The organism is Halomonas sp. CH40 (assembly GCA_041875495.1).
Lineage (GTDB): Bacteria > Pseudomonadota > Gammaproteobacteria > Pseudomonadales > Halomonadaceae > Vreelandella.
Genome location: CP112982.1, coordinates 2,901,826 through 2,921,224 on the forward strand (window position 1 = coordinate 2,901,826; position 19,399 = coordinate 2,921,224).

General features: G+C 57.2%; 16 protein-coding genes. 5 read left to right on the forward strand and 11 right to left on the reverse strand.

Annotated elements, in window-relative coordinates:
* Nucleotides 1–155 precede the first annotated feature (155 nt).
* From OR573_13415 to OR573_13425, 3 genes are read left to right on the forward strand one after another with little or no spacing between them, the layout of a single operon-like run.
* A complete protein-coding gene (locus OR573_13415; protein ID XGA79484.1) occupies nucleotides 156–821 on the forward strand; it encodes an ABC transporter ATP-binding protein in 666 nt (221 codons plus the stop codon).
* The gene (locus OR573_13420) at nucleotides 818–3,310 is read left to right on the forward strand and encodes an ABC transporter permease (GenBank protein ID XGA79485.1); all 2,493 of its coding nucleotides are present in this window, start codon (nucleotides 818–820) and stop codon (nucleotides 3,308–3,310) included. The genes OR573_13415 and OR573_13420 overlap by 4 nt, the downstream gene beginning before the upstream one ends.
* Nucleotides 3,307–4,446, forward strand: coding sequence for an iron ABC transporter permease (locus OR573_13425; GenBank protein ID XGA79486.1), 1,140 nt, complete (start codon nucleotides 3,307–3,309; stop codon nucleotides 4,444–4,446). Before OR573_13420 ends, OR573_13425 begins: the two co-directional genes overlap by 4 nt.
* Here the strand turns inward: OR573_13425 and OR573_13430 are convergent.
* From OR573_13430 to OR573_13445, 4 genes are all read right to left on the reverse strand, one after another.
* Nucleotides 4,443–5,585 (reverse strand): glycosyltransferase, encoded by a 1,143-nt coding sequence (locus OR573_13430; protein ID XGA79487.1) that lies wholly within the window; start codon nucleotides 5,583–5,585, stop codon nucleotides 4,443–4,445. The genes OR573_13425 and OR573_13430 overlap by 4 nt on opposite strands.
* A gap of 93 nt (nucleotides 5,586–5,678) precedes the next feature.
* Complete coding sequence (locus tag OR573_13435; protein XGA79488.1) at nucleotides 5,679–7,388, reverse strand: methyl-accepting chemotaxis protein; 1,710 nt, start codon at nucleotides 7,386–7,388, stop codon at nucleotides 5,679–5,681.
* A gap of 255 nt (nucleotides 7,389–7,643) precedes the next feature.
* A complete protein-coding gene (locus OR573_13440; protein XGA79489.1) occupies nucleotides 7,644–8,021 on the reverse strand; it encodes a DUF393 domain-containing protein in 378 nt (125 codons plus the stop codon).
* Between the two features lie 10 nt (nucleotides 8,022–8,031).
* Nucleotides 8,032–8,952 (reverse strand): cation diffusion facilitator family transporter, encoded by a 921-nt coding sequence (locus OR573_13445; protein ID XGA79490.1) that lies wholly within the window; start codon nucleotides 8,950–8,952, stop codon nucleotides 8,032–8,034.
* A gap of 183 nt (nucleotides 8,953–9,135) precedes the next feature.
* Here OR573_13445 and OR573_13450 point away from each other — a divergent pair, with 183 nt between their 5' ends.
* Nucleotides 9,136–10,755 (forward strand): methyl-accepting chemotaxis protein, encoded by a 1,620-nt coding sequence (locus tag OR573_13450; protein XGA79491.1) that lies wholly within the window; start codon nucleotides 9,136–9,138, stop codon nucleotides 10,753–10,755.
* Between the two features lie 140 nt (nucleotides 10,756–10,895).
* On the opposite strand, the gene OR573_13455 is transcribed toward OR573_13450, so the two are convergent.
* The 7 genes from OR573_13455 to OR573_13485 all read right to left on the reverse strand — a co-directional run bounded on the left by OR573_13455 (nucleotide 10,896) and on the right by OR573_13485 (nucleotide 17,562).
* On the reverse strand, nucleotides 10,896–11,507 hold the full coding sequence (locus OR573_13455) for a TlpA disulfide reductase family protein (GenBank protein ID XGA79492.1): 612 nt from the start codon (nucleotides 11,505–11,507) through the stop codon (nucleotides 10,896–10,898).
* The gene (locus OR573_13460; GenBank protein XGA79493.1) at nucleotides 11,507–12,094 is read right to left on the reverse strand and encodes a copper chaperone PCu(A)C; all 588 of its coding nucleotides are present in this window, start codon (nucleotides 12,092–12,094) and stop codon (nucleotides 11,507–11,509) included. Before OR573_13460 ends, OR573_13455 begins: the two co-directional genes overlap by 1 nt.
* A 16-nt stretch (nucleotides 12,095–12,110) precedes the next feature.
* Complete coding sequence (locus OR573_13465) at nucleotides 12,111–13,427, reverse strand: FtsX-like permease family protein (protein ID XGA79494.1); 1,317 nt, start codon at nucleotides 13,425–13,427, stop codon at nucleotides 12,111–12,113.
* Nucleotides 13,420–14,121 carry an ATP-binding cassette domain-containing protein gene (locus OR573_13470; protein XGA79495.1) on the reverse strand — a complete coding sequence of 234 codons (702 nt, stop codon included), beginning with the start codon at nucleotides 14,119–14,121 and terminating at the stop codon, nucleotides 13,420–13,422. The genes OR573_13465 and OR573_13470 overlap by 8 nt, the downstream gene beginning before the upstream one ends.
* A gap of 15 nt (nucleotides 14,122–14,136) precedes the next feature.
* Nucleotides 14,137–14,574, reverse strand: a complete 438-nt coding sequence (locus OR573_13475; GenBank protein ID XGA79496.1) for a hypothetical protein — start codon at nucleotides 14,572–14,574, stop codon at nucleotides 14,137–14,139.
* Between the two features lie 70 nt (nucleotides 14,575–14,644).
* Nucleotides 14,645–16,141, reverse strand: a complete 1,497-nt coding sequence (locus OR573_13480; protein ID XGA79497.1) for an alkaline phosphatase — start codon at nucleotides 16,139–16,141, stop codon at nucleotides 14,645–14,647.
* Between the two features lie 251 nt (nucleotides 16,142–16,392).
* Nucleotides 16,393–17,562, reverse strand: coding sequence for an alpha-hydroxy acid oxidase (locus tag OR573_13485; protein XGA79498.1), 1,170 nt, complete (start codon nucleotides 17,560–17,562; stop codon nucleotides 16,393–16,395).
* Between the two features lie 511 nt (nucleotides 17,563–18,073).
* Here OR573_13485 and OR573_13490 point away from each other — a divergent pair.
* Nucleotides 18,074–19,378: a diguanylate cyclase gene (locus OR573_13490; protein ID XGA79499.1), complete on the forward strand. Its 1,305-nt coding sequence runs from the start codon at nucleotides 18,074–18,076 to the stop codon at nucleotides 19,376–19,378.
* Nucleotides 19,379–19,399 lie beyond the last annotated feature (21 nt).

The following is a 19,399-nucleotide window of genomic DNA, read 5'->3' on the forward strand; positions in this document are numbered from 1 at the left end:
TGAAGTGGTTATAGAACTAGGCAGCGGAAAAATTAATCGTTCGCAGCTAACACTATGGCTTTTCGGCTACTCAAACCATACCATAATCTTACTGAATGGAATTAATGTATAGATATTGTATACTTTATTCTTTTTTACACCGTCAGGAGCCATGCATGCTGAGCCTGCGTCAGGTACATAAAGCCTTTAGTACACCACAGGGCGAGTTGGCAGTGCTTAACGGCATTGATCTAAGCCTGGATGAAGGTGAAAGCCTGGCGCTGATGGGAGAATCTGGGAGCGGTAAATCTACGCTGTTACATCTGGCCGCCGGGCTGGACGTTCCTGATCAGGGCAGCATCCAGATAGATGGCCAGAACCTGGCGCAGCTGGATGACTCTGCCCGGGCGCAGCTGCGCTGCCACCAGCTGGGCCTGGTGTTTCAGCAGTTTCATCTGGTTCCCAGCCTGAAAGTGATTGATAACCTGCGCCTGCAGGCAAGGCTGGCGCAGCGCGAAGACCCTGAATGGACAAACCACTTAATCCATCGATTGGGGCTGAGTGGCCGGGAAGGCGTTTACCCTGAGCAGCTTTCCGGTGGCCAGCAACAGCGTCTGGCCATCGGGCGCGCCCTGGCCGTTCGTCCGCGCCTGCTATTGGCCGATGAACCCACCGGCAACCTGGATGAGCAAAGCGCCGACACAGTGCTTGGCTTACTGCTGGAACTGGTGGCTGAAACCCGCTGTGCGCTCTTGATGGTTACCCATAGCGCTCGTGTTGCCGCCCCGCTGGATAGGCTGGTTCGCCTGAAACGTGGCCACTTACAGGATGAACCGGCATGATCTGGCGCGTCCTGCTCACCCTGCTCGGCCATTACCGCCGCCACCCTGGCCAGCTGGCCATGTTGTTGCTGGGCCTATGGGTGGCGAGCGCCTTGTGGAGCAGCGTACAGGCGGTCAACGCCACCGCTAAGGACAGTTACGCCCGGGCCAATGCACTGTTCAGCTCGGAAGTTGACCAGCTGACCCGCCGCGATGGTGCACCACTGACCCGAGACGATTACCTCACCCTGCGCCGCGCAGGATGGCCGGTATCGCCGCTGCTGGAAGGCAGCATCCAGATTGGCGAGCAGCGCCTGACGGTGATCGGCATGGATATCTTCAGCCTGCCTGCCAACAATGCGTTAGGCAGGGACGCAGGCCCCTCGTTAACAGCCTTCTTCACGCCGCCCTGGCAAACCCAGCTGGCGCCTGAGACGCTCAGTGCAATGGGTATTTCCGCAGATACAGCACAAGACGCCAGACCAGTCACCGCCAACGGCCAGACGCTTCCCCCTTTAGCGTTACGCCCGGATCTGCCGCCCCACACCCTGGTGATGGATATTGCCGCTGCCGCTCAACTGCTGGACAGCGGCTCAGCTCTGAGCCAACTGGTCACGCCGCCTGGTGCGCTGGCAAGCCCGCCCGAGGGCTACCGTTTGACTCGGGCGGCAGCGATTGCCTCTCCCGGCCAACTGACAGACAGCTTCCACCTTAACCTGATGGCCCTGGCACTGCTTTCCCTGGTGGTGGGCCTGTTTATTGTTCAGGCCGCATTGGGGCTGGCCATGGAACAGCGTATGGCCACGCTGCGTACGCTGAGAGCGCTGGGCGTTCCAGCGCTTACTCTGGTCTTTGCCATTGCCCTGGAGCTTTTGCTGCTTGGTCTTCTGGGGGCTGGCCTGGGTCTGGTCAGCGGTTTATGGCTGGCTGGCACCCTGCTACCGGATGTAGCCACCACCCTGGCATCCCTTTATCAGGCAGATGTCAGCCGCCGCCTGGCGCTGCCCTGGCATTACTGGCTGGGCAGTATCGGCGTCACCCTGGGCGGTTTACTGTTGGCCGGTAGCAGCATGCTATGGCGGGCAGCGCGCTTGAATATTCTGGCCCTGGGGCAAGCTCAGGCCTGGCGTCAGGGGTATCAGCGCCAGCTTAAACGCATGCTGCAAGGCGCTATAGTGGCGGCTCTTTTGGCGGCTGGAATACTGGTGTGGATCAGATCCCAGCCGCCCGGCGAGGGGCTATTGGGCAGCTTTGCGCTGGTGGCAACACTCTTGCTGTTCAGCGCCCTGGCCCTGCCGCCCTTGCTGAATGGCCTGCTGCAACGGCTGCAGCAATATCTCCGCCACCGCCCCTTGGCTCACTGGGCAGTGGCAGACTGCCAGCTACAGCTGCCGCGTCTCTCATTGGCCATGATGGCCCTGCTGATTGCCCTGGCCACCAACCTCGGCGTCAGCAGCATGGTCGGCGGGTTTCGCCTGACCTTTCTGGAATGGCTGGACCAGCGCCTGGCGGCTCCTTTATATGTTAACGCAGCCCCCTCGACGCTCTCGCCCATGCTGGAATGGCTGGATGTTCACCCTGACGTGACGGGCACCCTGCCCACTGCCCAGGGCAGCAGCCAACTGACGCCTGCTTCCAGTAACGCCCAGGCCGAGCAGCGTGAAATAGCCCTGTTTGGTATTGCGCCAGTGCCTACCCTCACGGATCAGTGGCCGCTTTTGGAGACCACTAGCGGGTCAGCTGAAGTCTGGTCGACTTTCAGCACAGGCCAGAGCGTGTTTATCAACGAGCAGTTGGCGGTGGCCGCGCAGCTGACGCCGGGCGATAGCGTCATACTGGAATCCCGGGATGGCCCGATCAACGTCAGCATTGCCGCCATCTACCCGGATTACGGCAACCCTCGCGGCCAGCTGCTGATGCCGGTCCAGACGCTGCTGGAAGACTTCAGCGGCGAGCTGGCCTCGCTGGGTCTGGTGCTGGATAACACGGCCGATTCAGCCGCTTTTCGCCAGGCCTTGACCGAACGTTACGACCTGAGCGATGAGGCCCTGATCAACCAGCAGGAGGTCAAGCAGTTGGCCACCCAGATTTTCGAGCGCACCTTTACCATCACTCGCGCCTTGAATGTCTTGACCCTGGGCGTGGCCGCTCTGGCGCTGTTGGCGACCCTGTTAGCCCAAGCCCGGGAGCGTCAGCGCCAGGTAGCGCCGCTCTGGGCTATGGGGGTTTCCCGGCGTAAGCTGGCGTTGTTGCCGCTTTACCAGTTGGGCGGCCTGGCGCTGCTGACTGCGGTGGCCGCCATTCCGCTAGGAATCGCGATTACCTGGGTGCTGGTCGCCATTATCAATGTGGCAGCCTTTGGCTGGCGGCTGCCCTTGATAGTGTTCCCATGGAGCATTGCCGCTACCCTGGCCACGGCGGTGGCTGTGGCCTTGCTGGCTGCGGCTCTACCCGCGCTCAAACTGTGGCGAACCTCGCCCCGTGCCATGCTCAATGAGGGAAGCGCATGAAGTCTGTCTACCTATTCATACTGGGCGTGGCAGCCATGGCAGGGATACTTGCCAGCTGCCAGGAAAACCCCACTGATAGCGCCGCTACGCAAGGCTTTGCTGGCCTTGGCGCGGATGCTTCCGCCTATGCCCAGGCCAGCGCGGACACGCCGCTGGCATTTCCGGCTGATCACGGCCCACATCCGGATTACCGCATCGAATGGTGGTACCTCACCGCCAATCTGGAAAATACCCAAGGCCAGCCACTAGGCTTACAGTGGACGCTGTTTCGCCAGGCCCTGATGCCGCCTGACGAGCGCCCCGAACCTTCCGAATGGGCCGCTGATCAGGTGTGGATGGCGCATATGGGGATTTCACGCGGGGAAGCGCATATCGCCGCCGAGCGCTTTGCCCGCAGCCACAGTGCCCATGACGATGGTCAGGCCGGGGTGATCGCCGCGCCTTTTCAGGCCTGGTTGGATGATTGGACCTTGCAGAGCCCGCCTCAGGCCAACTTTAAGCACTTTGAATTGAGCGCCTACAGCGGTGAAGGTGAAGAACGCTCAGGGTATGACCTGACCCTGACAGCGGAAGGCCCGCTGGTGCTGCACGGCCAGAATGGCTTCAACGCCAAAACGGTTGAAGGCCAGGGCACCCACTACTACAGCCAGCCGTTCTTGCAGATCACAGGGCAGGTCACGCTCAACGGTGAAACCCAGCAGGTAAGCGGCCAGGGCTGGCTGGACAGAGAATGGGGCAGCCAGCTTATCTCCGGCCAGCAAAGCGGTTGGGACTGGTTTTCGCTGCACCTGGACGATGGCCGCAAGCTGATGGCCTATCGATTGCGAGGAGGCGGCAAAGACGGCGGCGACTACCAGTTTTCTCACCTGATAGGCGCTGATGGCCACACACAGCAGCAAGGCCCTGACAGTGTCACCTTGACCCCCTTGGAAAGCCAGCCGGTTGCCGGGCGCGACGTTCCAACCCGCTGGGCGCTGACGCTTCCTGAAAGCGACCTGCAACTGGAGGTGGAAGCCCGCCACCCCAACCGCTGGATGGACACATCGGTTCCTTACTGGGAAGGAGAGGTCGTCGTGCGTGATGCTAACTCCCAGGCGGCCAGGGGCGTAGGTTACCTGGAAATGACGGGGTATTAGGAGCTAGCCAGTTGCTTATAAAAAGCCACCAGCTCGGCGGTTTTAATGTCTTCGTGCCATTGCGCCGCATACGCCTGTCCACGTGCCCCCAAGGCGATACGCTGAGGCGCATGACTCAAAAGCTGGTTCACCTTGCAGGCAAAATCCTGCTGATTGTCGTCGGCTATCAGGCAACCTTCGCCGTCCACTAACACCTCACGAGTCCCCATCACGGCGGTGGAGACTACAGGTGTGCCCAGCGCCATGGCTTCCAGCAGCACCAAGCCCTGGGTTTCGGTACGCGAGGCAAAGACAAATACATCTGCCGCACGATAGGCATCCTGCAGCGGCCCGGAGCGTTCCAGATAGCCAATAAATACCACGGCTTCAGCAACACCTGTGTGGTGAGCATGGCGCTTTAATGCTTCCAGCGCCGGCCCTTCACCGGTAATCACCAGGTGTGTCTGGGGATGCTTTGCCAATACGCTAGGCAGCATATCAATCAGAAAACGGATGTTTTTCTCAAACGCCGCCCGTCCGACGAACAGCAGCAAAGGCGCCTTGGCGGGCAAGCCGTAGCGCTGACGAAAATCGTCCTCGCCGGTGGGCTTGGCAAACAGTTCCGGCGCCAGACCGGTTGAAATCACCCGGCATGCCGTCCTGACTCCATAGCGTTGCAGGGTATCGGCAATGATCCGCGACGGTACGATCAAGGTATCAAGCTGGTGGCACTGGTGAACAGACAAGCGGCGCGCTGCAAAACGCAGCCAGCGTTGAGGCAACCAGCGCACATAATGGTGCAGGTATTCTTCAAACAGGGTGTGATAAGTGGCTACTACGGGAATGCCAAACCGCTTTCCCAGCGCAATACCGGCATAGTGGGCGATAAAGGGCGTATGCACATGAATGATATCGAAGCGGCGGGGATTAAGCCCACAGGCCAGTGCCATTACATGCCGGTAGCGCATGATGCGATCTTCCGGGTCGTGCGGCACCGAACGTGACGCCACTCGCCAGATACCCGGCTCATCTTTCTCATCGCCGCGATACTCGGGGCAAACCAGTACTACCTCATGCCCTTGGCGTATCAGCGCCGCACGAAAGCTGGCAATCGATGTTGCCACACCATTGACCCGGGGAAAGTAAACATCTGACAGCATCAGGATTTTCATAGCGCAGTGAACCCGCAAACTCATGGAAGGTTTCACTGTGCCTGCACTGCGTGACGCTGGAATGACGAAATGTGTTAACGCCTATGCCACTCTCCCGAAAGTACTGCTGTTCCAGTCGGAGTCATCAGCAGACGTCTTGATGCGATGTTCGTTTAGGGCATGTTCATTCAAGACACCGGCATCTGATCGCTCAACCTGATGGGCAACAGCGTTTGATGGCAGGCTGCTGTCAGATTCAGGTAGCGTGAACTGGTGGGAATACTGACGCATATCTTCGGCTTCATATTCCAGCGTGTGGGCACATTCAGACGCGTTATACACAATCTGGCGCGTTTCCCGCGTTGTTCCCTGAATCTGATAAACCGCCTTACTCAAGGCTTCAAGACCATGACCTTGCTCTTGATAAGCCTGTGTCATCTGCATCATTAACTGTTCGACTTCCTTGGCCGCTGTAATGATCGCATGGGTGTGCTCACCCGCTTCCTTTGAAAGCCGGTTGCCCTGAAGCACGCTTTCACGTGAGGCCTGAATACGCTGGCGAATATCACTGGCGGCGGTGGCGCTGCGCGACGCCAGCTTGCGGACTTCACTGGCGACCACCGCAAAGCCTCTGCCATGCTCACCTGCTCGGGCGGCCTCAACAGAAGCATTCAGGGCCAGAATATTGGTCTGGAAGGCGATCCCGTCAATAATATCGATAATACTCTGAATGGCTTCAGAATCGTGGTTGATGGAGGCCATGGTGGCAACAAACTGCGAGGTTACCTGCTCGCCCGCCTGAGCCTTTTGTGCCGTTTCTGCCGTTGACTGATTGATGTATGCGGCATTTTCCACGTTTTGCGCTACCGTCACGTTTAACTGCTCAAGGCTCGCCGCCATCTGTTGCAGCGCACTCACCTGCTCGTCGCTATGCGAGGAAATTGCACGGTTGTGATCCGTCATGATGCGGGCACTGCCGTAGACCCGCTCACTGCTATGATTCAGACGCTCTACGGTTTTCCCAAGCGCTTGCTGCATCCGCTCCAGCTCACTGAACAGGGTGCCAATTTCATTGTGGTTTTCAACCGCCACTGGCGTTGAAAGGTCTCCCTGGGCGATTCGCCTGAAGTGTTCAGTCATCGTGTGAAGCGGTTTGATTACATTTTTCCTGACGCCCCAGACAACTACCCCTATCATTGAAACCGAAAGTGCCAAGGCAATCAGCACGCCCTGAAACAACCAGGCCGACATCTGTTCAAAACGTACCTGTAACGCTGTGCCGTTAGCCTGAACACTGTCCAAAAAGGCATCCACACTTTCGACAAAAGCCTTACTACTGTCATCGACCCGTGATTCGCCGGATAGAAACCCACGCACATCCTTATCTTCCAACATCATCATCTGCAGGCTTAGATTGTTATTGACCAGCGACTGAAAGTTTCTGGCCAAGGGTTCAACAAGCGCCTGCTGGCTTGCACTCATTTGAACGTCTTGAAAGTTCTTGAATGACGTCTTGGCTTCATCAAGCAGAGTTTGCGCTTCTTCCATCAAGGGGCCAGGACGGTCAAACGATGGGGTACGGATTAACTCAGCGGCACGGTTCATCTGGATGCGGGCTCGCATCAGGCGATTGTAGGCATCATTCAATTCACGAACCTGCGCCATATCACGCTGATTAATGGTGCTAAAGGCGTCACGCCCAACGTGATTCGCAAAAAAGCCAAGCCCGCTGGTCAACACAATCAGACCGCTGAACGCAACCAGCACCAGCGTCCAACTGGCTTTGATACTTAAGTTATCGATGATTTTCATCCTGATTAAACCCTGTTGCGCCACTCAATACGTAGAAAAGATGAGTTAAAACTGATACTCATCAGGAAATAACAAGAGCCTGGCAGTGCTGATGAACATCGAATTCACCAACCAAAACAGGTATCTAGCCAGGACAAGTATTAAATTATATTAAAAAAATGACAAAAATATGGCAGCGCCAATGTGTAAGCACTGCAGCTATTAATTGAAATCACTTTTCAGCGAGCGAAACTCGGGAATTAAAGCAGCTGATGTTTACTCTTCAGGCCATCGACCCTCACGCTTTAGCCGCCGTTTAACCCAGTGGTCATAGAGGTAGCGCAGAGCCCGATTGATGCCTGGCAGGCCGATCAGCCAAGCCAGCGGTTTCAGGCGCGGCACCCGTAGCATCAGGATGATGTAGGCGGTCATTCCTTCGTGTATCTCGCCCTGGGCATCTTCAACATGTAACGACATCAGCGCCGCTTGCGGGTCAATGCCTTTCTCGCGTAACTGTTCGTGATGCTGGTTGAGGTCACACCAGACAACATCGCGGCCAGTCTCGCCTGCCCAGCGCTCATAGCGCATCCGGTCGCGGCGGCAGCCCGGGCAGGCAGCGTCGTAGTAAACCTTAAGGGGCGGCAAGTCAGCCATAGTCAACTCCTCAGCTAGGATGGTCGTGCCCGTAAAGCGAAGCCCCCTGGTGAGCGTGGTCGATATGTTCGAATTCCAGGCTGGAATGGCCAATACCGAAGTGCGTTTTTAGCTGCTTCTTGATATCCGCCTTGATGTTTTCCAGGTGCTGCCAGTTGGCTTCACTTACCACGACATGACAGTCAAGCGCAGCAATGTGTTCCTGCATCTGCCAGAGATGAACATGGTGGACATCTTCCACGCCATCAATGCGACGCATCAGGGCGATCACCGCCTCGCCATCGATATCAGGCGGCGAGCCGAGCATCAGAGTACGAATCGGGCCACCAATTTCACTCAGCGCCAGGTAAAGAATATATAGCGCAATACCGATGGTAATCGCCGGATCTACCCAGCGCAGGTCGTAAAGCAGAATCAGGCTACCGCCAATAATGACCGCAATCGAAGCAAACGCATCCGAGAGGTTGTGCACAAACAGGGCGCGTATATTGACACTGCCCTTCTGCATCGACCAGGTCAGCCAGGCGGTCAGCGCATCCACAAACAGAGCAACGCCGCCGATAATCACAATCGCCCAACCCTGGATTTCCGGCGGGTCAATCAGGCGCATCACGCCTTCGTAGATCAGAAAGGCACCGATAAGAATCAGCGTGGTGTAGTTGATCAGCGCCGCAACAATCTCGATGCGGCCATAGCCAAAGGTCATCTGAGCATCTGCCGGGCGGCGGGCAATCTTGCGGGCGGCAAAGGCAATCACCAGCGCCGCCATATCCGAGAAATTGTGCAGCGCATCTGCAATCAGCGCCAGACTGCCTGACAGCGCGCCACCCACCAGTTGCGCCAAGGTCAACAACCCGTTTGCCCAAATGGCAATGCTGACCCGCCGGTCACCGGACTCTGGATTCAGGTGGTGATGGTGATGATGTTCCATTTGACACACCTTTATTGTTGAAGCGAACAAGCCATAAGGCCTATTGAGATATTAAGTTAAACGAATGACAAACAGTATGACCAAATGTTACAAGTCTATTCACATATTCCTATACAAAAAGTGTACGAATAGGTATCTTTGGACGCCCGATGGGCTTGCCATTCACTGATCAGGAGATACTCAATGCTGCGCTTCCCCCGTCTGAAAGTTCGCAACCGCTTATTTGTCGGTTTTGGCGCGCTTCTTGTCATGTTCAGTTTGCTGACGGCAGTGGGCATTGATCGTGTCAACACCATCGATGATCGTCTGTATGCGATTAACGATATCAACGGTCAGATGATGCGTCATGCGATCAACTTCCGCGGCAGCGTTCATGATCGCGCCATCGCATTACGTGATATTACCCTGGTCAGTGACACGAGCGATGTTGACAGCCTGGTCAACCTGTATGAGCAACTTGCCGATAACTACCGCCAGGCCGAACGCAGCCTGGAAGCCATGATTGAGAACCATGCCGATACAGTCACTGAAGAAGAAAGCGCCATGCTGGCGGATATCGCCCGCCGTGCGCAAGCTGGCCGGGAGTTTGCCCGCAACATTATCAACGACCGGCGTGATGGCGACTTTATCAATGCGCGCGAAACCGTGGTGGGTGAAGGCGGCGATGCCTTTGCAGAATGGCTGAACAGTATTAATACCTTTATCGATTACCAGGAAGCCAATACCGCCGCCGATACAGCGGTTGCCCGTGATGTTGCCGAAGGTTTCGGACGCCTGATGATTCTGCTGACCTTGGCGGCCATATTACTGAGTATCGCCATTGCCTGGTTCATTGCCCGCAAGATTGTTCGCGACCTCGGTGCCGAACCGCGTGAAGTACGCGCCTTTGCTCAAGCCGTTGGGCGCGGGGACCTGACCGCCAAACCAACCCTGGCCCCTGGTGATAACACCAGTATCATGGCCGCCCTGGCTGGCATGGTGGATCATCTCCGCGAACTGGTGACCCAAGTACAGCACTCGGCGGAAACGGTCGCGGTCAACAGCCGCCAGATGGCTGAAGGCAATGGCCACCTGGCATCCAGCATGGAGCAGCAGGCCAGCGCCCTGGCACAGACCGCATCTGCCATGGAGGAGTTGCACAGCACCGTCGAGCAGAATGCCAGTAACTCCATGCAGGCCAATAACGAAGCAGAAAGTGCTGCCTCTACCGCCAAGCACGGTGGCGACTCTGTTTTCCAGATGACCGAGATAATGAAGGACCTGAGCGAAAGCTCACAGGAAATCTCCGGTATTATCTCCACCATCGACGCCATTGCCTTTCAGACCAACATCCTGGCGCTGAATGCCTCGGTGGAAGCGGCGAGAGCAGGCGAACACGGGCGCGGGTTTGCGGTGGTTGCCCAGGAAGTGCGCAAGCTGGCCCAACGCAGCGCAGACGCGGCCAGTGAAATCAAGACCCGTATTAACGCCAACCTGGAGCGTGTCAAACACGGCGATAGCCAAGCCGAAGATGCCCGGCAATCGACCGAAGAAATTGTTGCCGCGATTGAACGGGTCACCGCCATCATGAATGAAATCAGCCATGCCAGCGCGGAACAGAGCAAAGGTGTGGGTGAGGTGAACGAGGCGGTGACTGATATGGATCGCGTCACCCAGCGCAATACGCTCAATATTCAGGAAAGCGCTGAATCAGCTGGCCAGCTGGAAGAACACGCCCGTGACCTGCTGCATGCTATTAGAGCCTTCAAGCTACCCGATAGTGAAAAACACAGCACGGCGCTATTGCCCCATCAGCGCAACTGATCGCTGTCGCTGCAGACTGAAAACCCAGTGACGCCACCGAGGAGAAATATCCGCTGCATGTACATGTGGCGGCTCTGTTATTCTCTGCATTACTGTTTGGTGGAATGACACTTTACGCGTTCAGTTTTGCAGCGTTTTTGCTAACCATTATCCAGCGTTAGCAGGTAATCAATCACCTCCTGCGCCTCTTCAGAGAACCAATCGGCACTCCCCGTCAATCGGGCCACCTCACGTCCATTGGGGTCGATCAGCACTGTCGTCGGCAAGCCAAGTACCGCCAGATCTTGGGCGATGGCACTGTCCGGGCTGCGGTAACTCGGCAGCCGACGGATGCCGGTCTCGTCCATAAAGCGCTCGATCTCACCTGGGTCATGCTGGCCAGAAGCAATGGTGACTACCTCAAAAGACCTATCTGCGTAGGCGTTGGCCAGTCGATCCAGAGCAGGCATTTCCTCACGGCAGGGGGCGCACCAGGTCGCCCAGAGGTTCACCAGCCGCCAGTGTCCATCCAGTGACTCGAGGGTCAGTTCGCGCCCATCAGCGGTCTTGAACGGTGTCTGCTTGGGTGCCAAGCGTGGTGGCTCAGTGAGCTTTAAGGCGCGCATTTCGCCCTGCAACAGGTGGAGCGGAATCCCCTCACTCGCGGTAGATTCAGCAGCCTTTGCCAACGGCCCAGTCGTCCATTGAACAAGCATCAGCATACCTAGCAAAAAACTTGTCGCTTTGGTCAGGTGTTGGGTATTAAACGGCATTAATGTGCGTGTCCTGCATGGCTATGCTGGCGGGCGCTCGCACTTTCGACTTCAACATCTAGTTCCAACCTGCCAGCATCAGTGTCAAGGTGAACATCAAAATGCTCGCCTTCTTCCAGGGCTTTGGAGAGGCCCTCTAGCTGGATAGACAATCCATTGGGCGAGAGCACTAAAGTGCTGGAGGGGTCCAAAGGCATAGCCTCGATCGGCGCATGCTGAGGCTCCCCATCTACCAAACGGAACCCGGTTAACTGCGCCGTTTGTGCGATTTCGGCATGCGCACCGGTCAGGATGATGGTATCGGTGCCGGTATTTTCCAGTTCCACGTAGATGTGCGCGTCCCTGTCACGAGTAGCGTTAGTCCAGGCGTGCAGAGCGCGCAGGTTGGCAAGTTCGCTAACGTGCTTGGCATCATCGTCATGGCTGTCATCGTGGCCGTGATCATCCGCGTGTTGTTCGTCATGGTGATCGGTGTCGCCTTGTTCATGGCCGCCGGCGAAGGCCGTGACAGCCATCAATCCCGCGACCAGCAACAGGGAAGTGATAAGGGTTTTGAAAGACACAGTAGTTACACAAGGCTTAATCATCAGGGTATCTCCGCTATTAGCTTCTTAGATGGGTAACAGTGGGTTGGCGCAAGACCGCCAGCGCCGGGAGCATGGCCAGGGCCAGGGTAATGCCGGCGAAGGCAGCGGCCAGGCGAATTTCCTGCCAGCCAAGACGCGCCTCGACCAGAATGTCAGTGCGCTGAGTAATCAAGGCCGACAGGACGCTGGCAGCACCTTGACCTACCCCTAGTCCCAGCAGGGTGCCGCCTAGAATCAGCACCGCACAGTAGCCCCACACCACCGCCATCAAAAAGCGGTTGGGGGCACCCAAAGCGCGCAGCAGCGCCATCTGACGGGCAAACAAACGGGACAGAATCAATAGCGCCAGCAGCACGCTGGCGGCGACCAGCATCTGGGTCACCAGCGTGGTGATCGACATCGCCTGACGCACATCGCCCATCACCCGATACAGGTCGGTCAACACGGTCGCCGGGAAGAACGCCATGGTGTTTTCGTTGCGGCTGAACTCTGAGCGCAGTGCATAATTGGCCCATAGCTCTTCGGCCTTGACGATAATCGCCGGGGTGCCTGGGAAGTAATCCGCATCAAAGGGCGGGCCCAGCTGGTCACGTCGCTCGGGCGCATGGCCGTTGGCCAGCCCATGAACCTCCCAGACGGCCTCGACCGGCACCAGAATGGCACGGTCCCAGGGCGAGCCAGTGCGCGGCATGCGCCCCACCACCTCGAAATGTGCGTCATGCGAGTCAGCTTCCAGGCCAGCCTCTTCGCCCACCCCGTGAGACGGCTGGAAAGTGTCGCCGATGGCCAGCTCCGCTGCTGCCCCGACTACCGCTTCATAGGTCGTCTCCCAGAGCCTGCCTTCAACGCTGTCATCGGTCAGGTGGCGGGTGAATTCCGCCGTGGTGCCGACAATCGGCGAACGCTGGTAACTGTCGCCAAAGGCCAGTGGCGCGGCAATCTCGACCCGCTCATGGCGTGCAATCTGCTGATAGGTCGGGCCATCGAGCAGGCCGACATCGCTTGGCTGGAGGTAGACGGCGGCCAGCATCATGGTCATTTCGCTGCCAGGTGGGGTCACCAGCAGGTCAAACTTGTCAGCGGCCTTGGCGCTGCCCTGACGAAGCCCCCGCTCCTGAGCGATCAAGGCGCTGCCCATGCCCACCGCCACCGCAATCAGGATCACAAAGGTCAGGTTGGCCCAGCGAAAGCGCCACAGCATGGCGCGGATCAGGCGAGTGGCCGCAAAGCCATACAGCAGTGCCGCTCCGATCAACAGGATCGGTAATAACCAAGCCCCCAGCAGCAGCATTTCCTGGGCCACGATGGGCAGCCCGTCCCACAAATCACGCATGGTCGGTGCTCCTTTTGTCTGCGTCAGTAAGGTCTGCCGGGCGACCATCGGCAATCGTCAGCACCTCATCCATACATGCCAGCAGGCGCTCGTCATGGCTGACCACGATCAGGGTCGTACCTTCATCACGAGCCAGCGCTACCAGGTCTTGACTCAGCGCATCGGCGGCACTGCGGTGCAGGCTGGCGGTGGGTTCATCGGCCAGCAGGATATCCGGGTTAGCCGCAAGGGCGCGGGCCACGGCAACCCGCTGGCGCTCGCCGCCAGAGAAGCTGGCCACCTTGCGCGTGCCATCCTGAATTCCCAGTCGCTGCAGATGCCCGGCTGCCCGTGCGCGGATACTGGCACGTTCACGGCGCGGACGAAACAAGGCCGAGAGCCCGGCGTTGGTCAAGGCATCCAGCTCCTCAAACAGCAGGAAATCCTGAAAGATCATGCCCACATGGCGCTCGCGAAAGGCGGCGCGACGCCCCTGAGAAAGTTCGACCAGGTTGGTATCCCCCCAACCAATGTGCCCTTCCAGGCGGTCAAGCAAGCCGGAAAGCGCATACAAGAGGGTCGACTTGCCCGCACCAGACGGCCCGCGAATGCCTAGCGAGCGGCCGGAGGCAAGTTTTAGGCGAGGAATTTCCAACAGCGGCTGGCCATTGTCGGCGCTCACCTTGAGGGCATGCACATCAAGCGCAAGTGTCATGGCAACGCCCCCCCCTCAGCTGTAGCTGGCATCGGCCAGGCGCACCATACTCAAAAATCCAGTGTCCGGATCACGGTAGGGACCAAGCTCCAGCACGCCACGGGCCTCCAGGCGGATATTGAACGGCACCACATCCACGGTGCGCTTGGTGTAAACGGCCAGGATGTCATCCGGCCAGTCGGCTTCGGTCTCGCAAAACGGGCAGACCGCCATCGGAATTCGGGTCAACACAAAAAACTCGCTCTCAGCCTTTAACGGTGGCGCCATGAAACCGTCCACGGTGATGCGCTTACCTTCAAGGCTTAAGGCGAGATCGGAAACGCCGCGATCGCGAGCGTAAAGATCACGCAACCTGATCACGTTGTCGGCTTGAGCCAGCCGAGACACCAGTGGCGTGCCCACAAGCAAACCCGCCGTGGCCAGGCCGGAGGCGAGAAAAGTGCGTCGGTTCATGAAAACTCTCCACAATGCGAAGCCGGGAAGGCCAAAGACCTCCCCGGATGTTGACGATGGTGCGTATTGATTACTCAGCGGTAGCGGCGTAGTGCATAGCGTGGAAGACCACGTTCTGCTCGATGCTGCCGTTGAGCAGGTGCGCCCAGGGGCCAATCGCGTAGACCGCCACGTCAGGGCCGGCGTGGGTTTCAGAGCTTCTGGGTACCAGCGCCTGCTGAATGTAGTCGATATCAGTGGCCTGCTCTTCGGTGACGTCAGGGCGGCCGCCGTAGTAGTTGCCGTCCTGCTGCTGAATCAGCACTGAGCCCGGGCCGTTCAGGTAACCGGCAACTGTGTAGGGCTTGCCATCAGATCCCAGCAGCGGCTCGCCTGTGTGCTCGACGCCGTTGCCGTCAATTTCCATGCACAGGCCAAGGATGTCAGAACCGCGTCCGCAATAGCCATTGAAAGCCAGGGCGTGTTCGTGGTCAGCGGTGACGATGACCATAGTCTCGGACAGGTCCACCATGCTGATGACGCGCTCAACGGCTTCAGCAAAGGCGACACCGTCGGTGACAACGCGTGCCAGGTTACCGGCGTGGTTGGCATGGTCAACACGCCCGGATTCTACCTGCAGGAAGAAACCATCTTCGTCGTTAGACAGTGAGGTGACGGCGGCTTCGGCCATATCAGCCAGTGACGGCTCGTCAAAGCGGTCAGCTGAGTACATCATGTGCGAGCTTTCAAACAGGCCCAGCAGCGGTGTGCCGTCGACTGGGGCATTGGCGAACGACTCGTCGTTGTGGGCGTGGTAGGCACCCAGCTCGGTAGCGCGTTCCACCAGATTGATGCCATCGGTACGACGGCCCGTGCCGCCAACCGGCAGCTCTTCACCGGCAGGTACAAAGTGACGGTAACCACCGCCCATGGCAACCGAGACCAAACCCGCTTCCATGGCGTCGATCAGCTGAGTGGCAATATCTTTCTGGGTGTCGCAGCCTTCAGGTAGCTGAGAGTCGTCTTCGAAATTACGGTCAACGGTCTTGGCATAAACCGAGGCAGGTGTTGCGTGGGTGACCCGCGCCGTGCTGACGAAGCCAGCCGACTTGCCCAAGCCGTGCATGATTTCAGTAATGCTGGTTAGCTCGTTGCCGGGCAGCGTGGAGCAATCGCCACGATCAACGTTTTCGTTGACGCCAATGATGCCCGCCTTGGTCTTGACGCCGCTCATCATGGCGGTACCAGTACCGGCACTGTCCGGGGTCTGGGCGTTGACGTTATAGGTCTTGGCCAGCGCCAGGTTGGGGAATTCTTCGTAGGGCAGGACGAAATCATCGCCCAGACCGCCTTCCTGCTGACCCATGAACAAGCGAGTGGCGTAGTTGGTGCCGACGCCATTGCCGTCAGCGATCATCAGGATGACGTTCTTGGCAGTGTTGGTATTATCTTGCTTGGCAAGTTCGGCCTGAATACGGGCCTGACCGGCGGTGAACCAGTCGTTATCGGTCTGGGTGACGTCCTGAGCGACAGCAGGAGATGCCAGCACTGCAGTGGCCAGGGCGAGGGGAGTTATGCAACGAAGCATCGGGATAGCCTCAACAATTGGGTGAATCTACGACGATAGCTTCGATTAGTTTCAGTTCTGGGTAATAATTACTTCAATTAGGTTAATGTTTTACTATCAACCTAATTGGCCAAACCCCAGGCGGCACACAAGCATGTCCTTCACATCAATAAGTGAGCTGGAAAAGGGAAAATGTTGAAAGGGCTGCCCATTATGGCAGCTCTTTCATACAGAATATGCTTTTGCGCCTTCAACCCCAAGATTACCATCATCTACAGCTTGACGGTCGGGTCACCAAAGCCTTGCGGAACGTAGAGGTTGTGCTCACCGAGATTTTTCACGTCGGTTTCGCCGCATAGCCCCATGGTGGTATCCAACTCTTTATGGATGATTTCCAGCGCCTTGGTCACGCCTGCTTCACCGGCAGCCCCCAGGCCGTAGGTGAAGGCGCGGCCAATGTAGGTCGACTTGGCGCCCAGGGCCAGTGCCTTGAGCACATCCTGGCCGGAACGTATGCCGGAGTCGAGATGCACCTCAATATCATCGCCGACTGCATCCATGATGGCGGGGAGCATGCGGATCGAGCTGACGGCGCCATCCAACTGGCGGCCGCCGTGGTTGGAAACGATGATGGCATCAGCACCAATTTCAACTGCCCGCTTGGCATCAATCGGGTCCATGATGCCCTTGACGATCAGCTTGCCGCCCCACCACTCCTTGAACTGGGCAATGCGCTTCCAGTCCAGCGAGACATCAAAGGCTTCCGCTGTCCAGGTTGACAGCGACGAAGGGTCGGTAACCCCCTTGGCATGCCCGACGATGTTGCCAAATGAGCGGCGCTTGGTTTGCAGCATTTCCAGCCCCCAGGGCACCTTGGTGGCCATGTTGGCAATCGAGCGAACCGTCAGCTTGGGCGGTGCAGAAAGCCCGTTCTTGATATCTTTGTGGCGCTGGCCCAGCAGTTGCAGATCGACCGTCACCACAATCGCCGAACACTTGGCCGCCTTGGCACGCTCGATCAGGCGGCGCATGAAGTCGTCGTCTTTAAGCGTATAGACCTGAAACCAGAACGGCTTGGTGGTGTGTTCAGCGACATCTTCAATGGAGCAGATCGACATCGTGGAGAGCGTGAACGGCACACCAAACTTTTCCGCGGCCCGCGCGGCCTTGATCTCACCGTCGGCGGACTGCATGCCGGTCAAGCCTACCGGCGCCAGCGCCACCGGCATAGCAACGTCTTCACCAATCATCTGGCTTTTGGTGGAACGCCCCGCCATATCCACCGCTACCCGCTGCTTGAGATGGATATGCTGGAAGTCGCTGGTATTTTCGCGAAAGGTCTGCTCTGTCCAACTGCCGGATTCCGCGTAGTCGTAGAACATCTTGGGGGTACGACGCACGTAATGGCGGCGCAAATCTTCGATATTGGTATAAACCGGCATATCAACTCCTGTTAAACAGAATTCATGGCCGCTGGGCCATCAAGAAAGGCTTATAAAGGCGAGGCATACACTGTGTATAACGTGCCAGAGAATCCTGAGCGACTCCAGAAAAACATGGATTTTATCATGTGCGTGATCCTGCGTTTGTACAGGCAATTTTCAACAACACGGGCAACCGGCACCCAAAGCGTCAATTCAATATTTAACAAACTCAACTCCTTCTGACCTTCCGACATTATGAACAAACTTTTGTCTATCCTAACGACCGACCCTCATGCTACGACTATTGTCTAATACTGTTGATGAAAATGCTGTCGCCGCATCAGTGACAAAAGGTTACACCATGTTAATATGTTATCAACATTGCAGTTACATCACTATCATTTCTGTTTTCTGACACCTGCCGAAATCAGTGAAAGTGCTCTGTCTTAATATGCCACGTATGGACGGCTTTAATGTTCTGCCTCTATGACCTGAAAACAGGCCCCAGCCTCAGTCCAAGGAAGTGAAGATGCAAACGCTTGCCATCATTCTCATAGAAGACGAAGACGGAGATGCCGGGCTGATTCGTCACAATCTCAAATTCAGCGGCACCGCGCATCAGGTGGAGTGGGTAAAGAGCCTTGAAGGGCTTGACCAACACCTTCAAAAAGCCTTAACGCCTGCCGATGTCATACTGCTTGATCTTAACCTGCCTGATTCCAGCGGGCTTGAAACTGTCCAACGCTGCAAACGCATGGCGCGCAGTACCCCTATCGTCGTGCTGACCGGCCACGATGACCTGCAGTTTTCGCTCAAAGCCTTGGAGGCCGGTGCACAGGACTACCTGATCAAGAGTCAGCTCGCATCAGATAATCTGCTGCGCGCCATGCACTATGCCATTGAGCGCCATCAGTTGGAGCGCCGCTTACAGCAGTCAGAAGAATTGATGGCAGCTGCCGTTGAGGGAGGCAATCTGGGGATTTGGGAATGGAACATCAAAACGGGCGCCTGCTTCAATAGCGAAAGCCTTCTAAATAACCTGGGCTTCAGCAGCCAAGACCCGGATACGCCTGCCAGCAGCCAGGAATGGATGGCGCGGATTCACCCTGACGACCAGCCAACATTTCATGCCGCCTTAAACCTGCACCTGAATGACGCAGCCATACGCTATCAGAACGAGTTTCGTCTTCAGCACAAGCAGGGGCACTGGGTTTGGCAGTATGCATCCGGCCATCTGGTCAGCCGGGATACTGACGGCAACCCTGAACGGATGGTGGGTATACAGCAGGATATTTCAGAGCGCAAAGCCATGGAAGAAAGGCTCCGCACACTGGCCATGCGTGACCCATTGACCGGGCTGCTCAACCGGCGCAGCTTTATGAGTACCATGAACCGCGAGTATGGCCGGGTAAAGCGCAGCCACTATTATTCGGTAGGTATTCTGATGCTGGATATCGACCACTTCAAGCAGGTCAACGACACCTATGGTCACGCCCTCGGCGATGAAATCCTCGCGTCATTTGCCAGTACTATCAAGGATGAGCTGCGTGAAAATGATGTGTTTGGTCGTCTGGGGGGTGAAGAGTTTGCCATTTTACTGCCTGATACCGATCAGCAAGGCTGTCTTCATGTAGCAGAAAAAGTCCGTGCCAGCATTGAGGCACTGCAGGTAAAGTCTGACGAAAAAACAGTCTGGATCACCACCAGCATTGGCGTAGACAGGCTGCATGCCAACGACAACCGGCCTGACGGCGCTCTGGCACGTGCTGATATCGCTCTTTACCGCGCTAAACAAAGCGGTCGTAACCGGGTTTGTGTGATATCAAGGCATTAATCAGTTCGATATGACAGCAAC

Bases quoted from the DNA above. Each gene is read 5' to 3' on its own strand.
- OR573_13415 (XGA79484.1), top strand. From the start codon at position 156: ATGCTGAGCCTGCGTCAGGTACATAAAGCCTTTAGTACACCACAGGGC.
- OR573_13425 (XGA79486.1), top strand. From the start codon at position 3,307: ATGAAGTCTGTCTACCTATTCATACTGGGCGTGGCAGCCATGGCAGGG.
- OR573_13455 (XGA79492.1), bottom strand. From the start codon at position 11,507: ATGCCGTTTAATACCCAACACCTGACCAAAGCGACAAGTTTTTTGCTA.
- OR573_13465 (XGA79494.1), bottom strand. From the start codon at position 13,427: ATGCGTGATTTGTGGGACGGGCTGCCCATCGTGGCCCAGGAAATGCTG.
- OR573_13440 (XGA79489.1), bottom strand. From the start codon at position 8,021: ATGGCTGACTTGCCGCCCCTTAAGGTTTACTACGACGCTGCCTGCCCG.
- OR573_13490 (XGA79499.1), top strand. From the start codon at position 18,074: ATGCAAACGCTTGCCATCATTCTCATAGAAGACGAAGACGGAGATGCC.
- OR573_13475 (XGA79496.1), bottom strand. From the start codon at position 14,574: ATGAACCGACGCACTTTTCTCGCCTCCGGCCTGGCCACGGCGGGTTTG.
- OR573_13450 (XGA79491.1), top strand. From the start codon at position 9,136: ATGCTGCGCTTCCCCCGTCTGAAAGTTCGCAACCGCTTATTTGTCGGT.
- OR573_13460 (XGA79493.1), bottom strand. From the start codon at position 12,094: ATGATTAAGCCTTGTGTAACTACTGTGTCTTTCAAAACCCTTATCACT.
- OR573_13435 (XGA79488.1), bottom strand. From the start codon at position 7,388: ATGAAAATCATCGATAACTTAAGTATCAAAGCCAGTTGGACGCTGGTG.
- OR573_13480 (XGA79497.1), bottom strand. From the start codon at position 16,141: ATGCTTCGTTGCATAACTCCCCTCGCCCTGGCCACTGCAGTGCTGGCA.
- OR573_13445 (XGA79490.1), bottom strand. From the start codon at position 8,952: ATGGAACATCATCACCATCACCACCTGAATCCAGAGTCCGGTGACCGG.
- OR573_13470 (XGA79495.1), bottom strand. From the start codon at position 14,121: ATGACACTTGCGCTTGATGTGCATGCCCTCAAGGTGAGCGCCGACAAT.
- OR573_13485 (XGA79498.1), bottom strand. From the start codon at position 17,562: ATGCCGGTTTATACCAATATCGAAGATTTGCGCCGCCATTACGTGCGT.
- OR573_13420 (XGA79485.1), top strand. From the start codon at position 818: ATGATCTGGCGCGTCCTGCTCACCCTGCTCGGCCATTACCGCCGCCAC.
- OR573_13430 (XGA79487.1), bottom strand. From the start codon at position 5,585: ATGCTGTCAGATGTTTACTTTCCCCGGGTCAATGGTGTGGCAACATCG.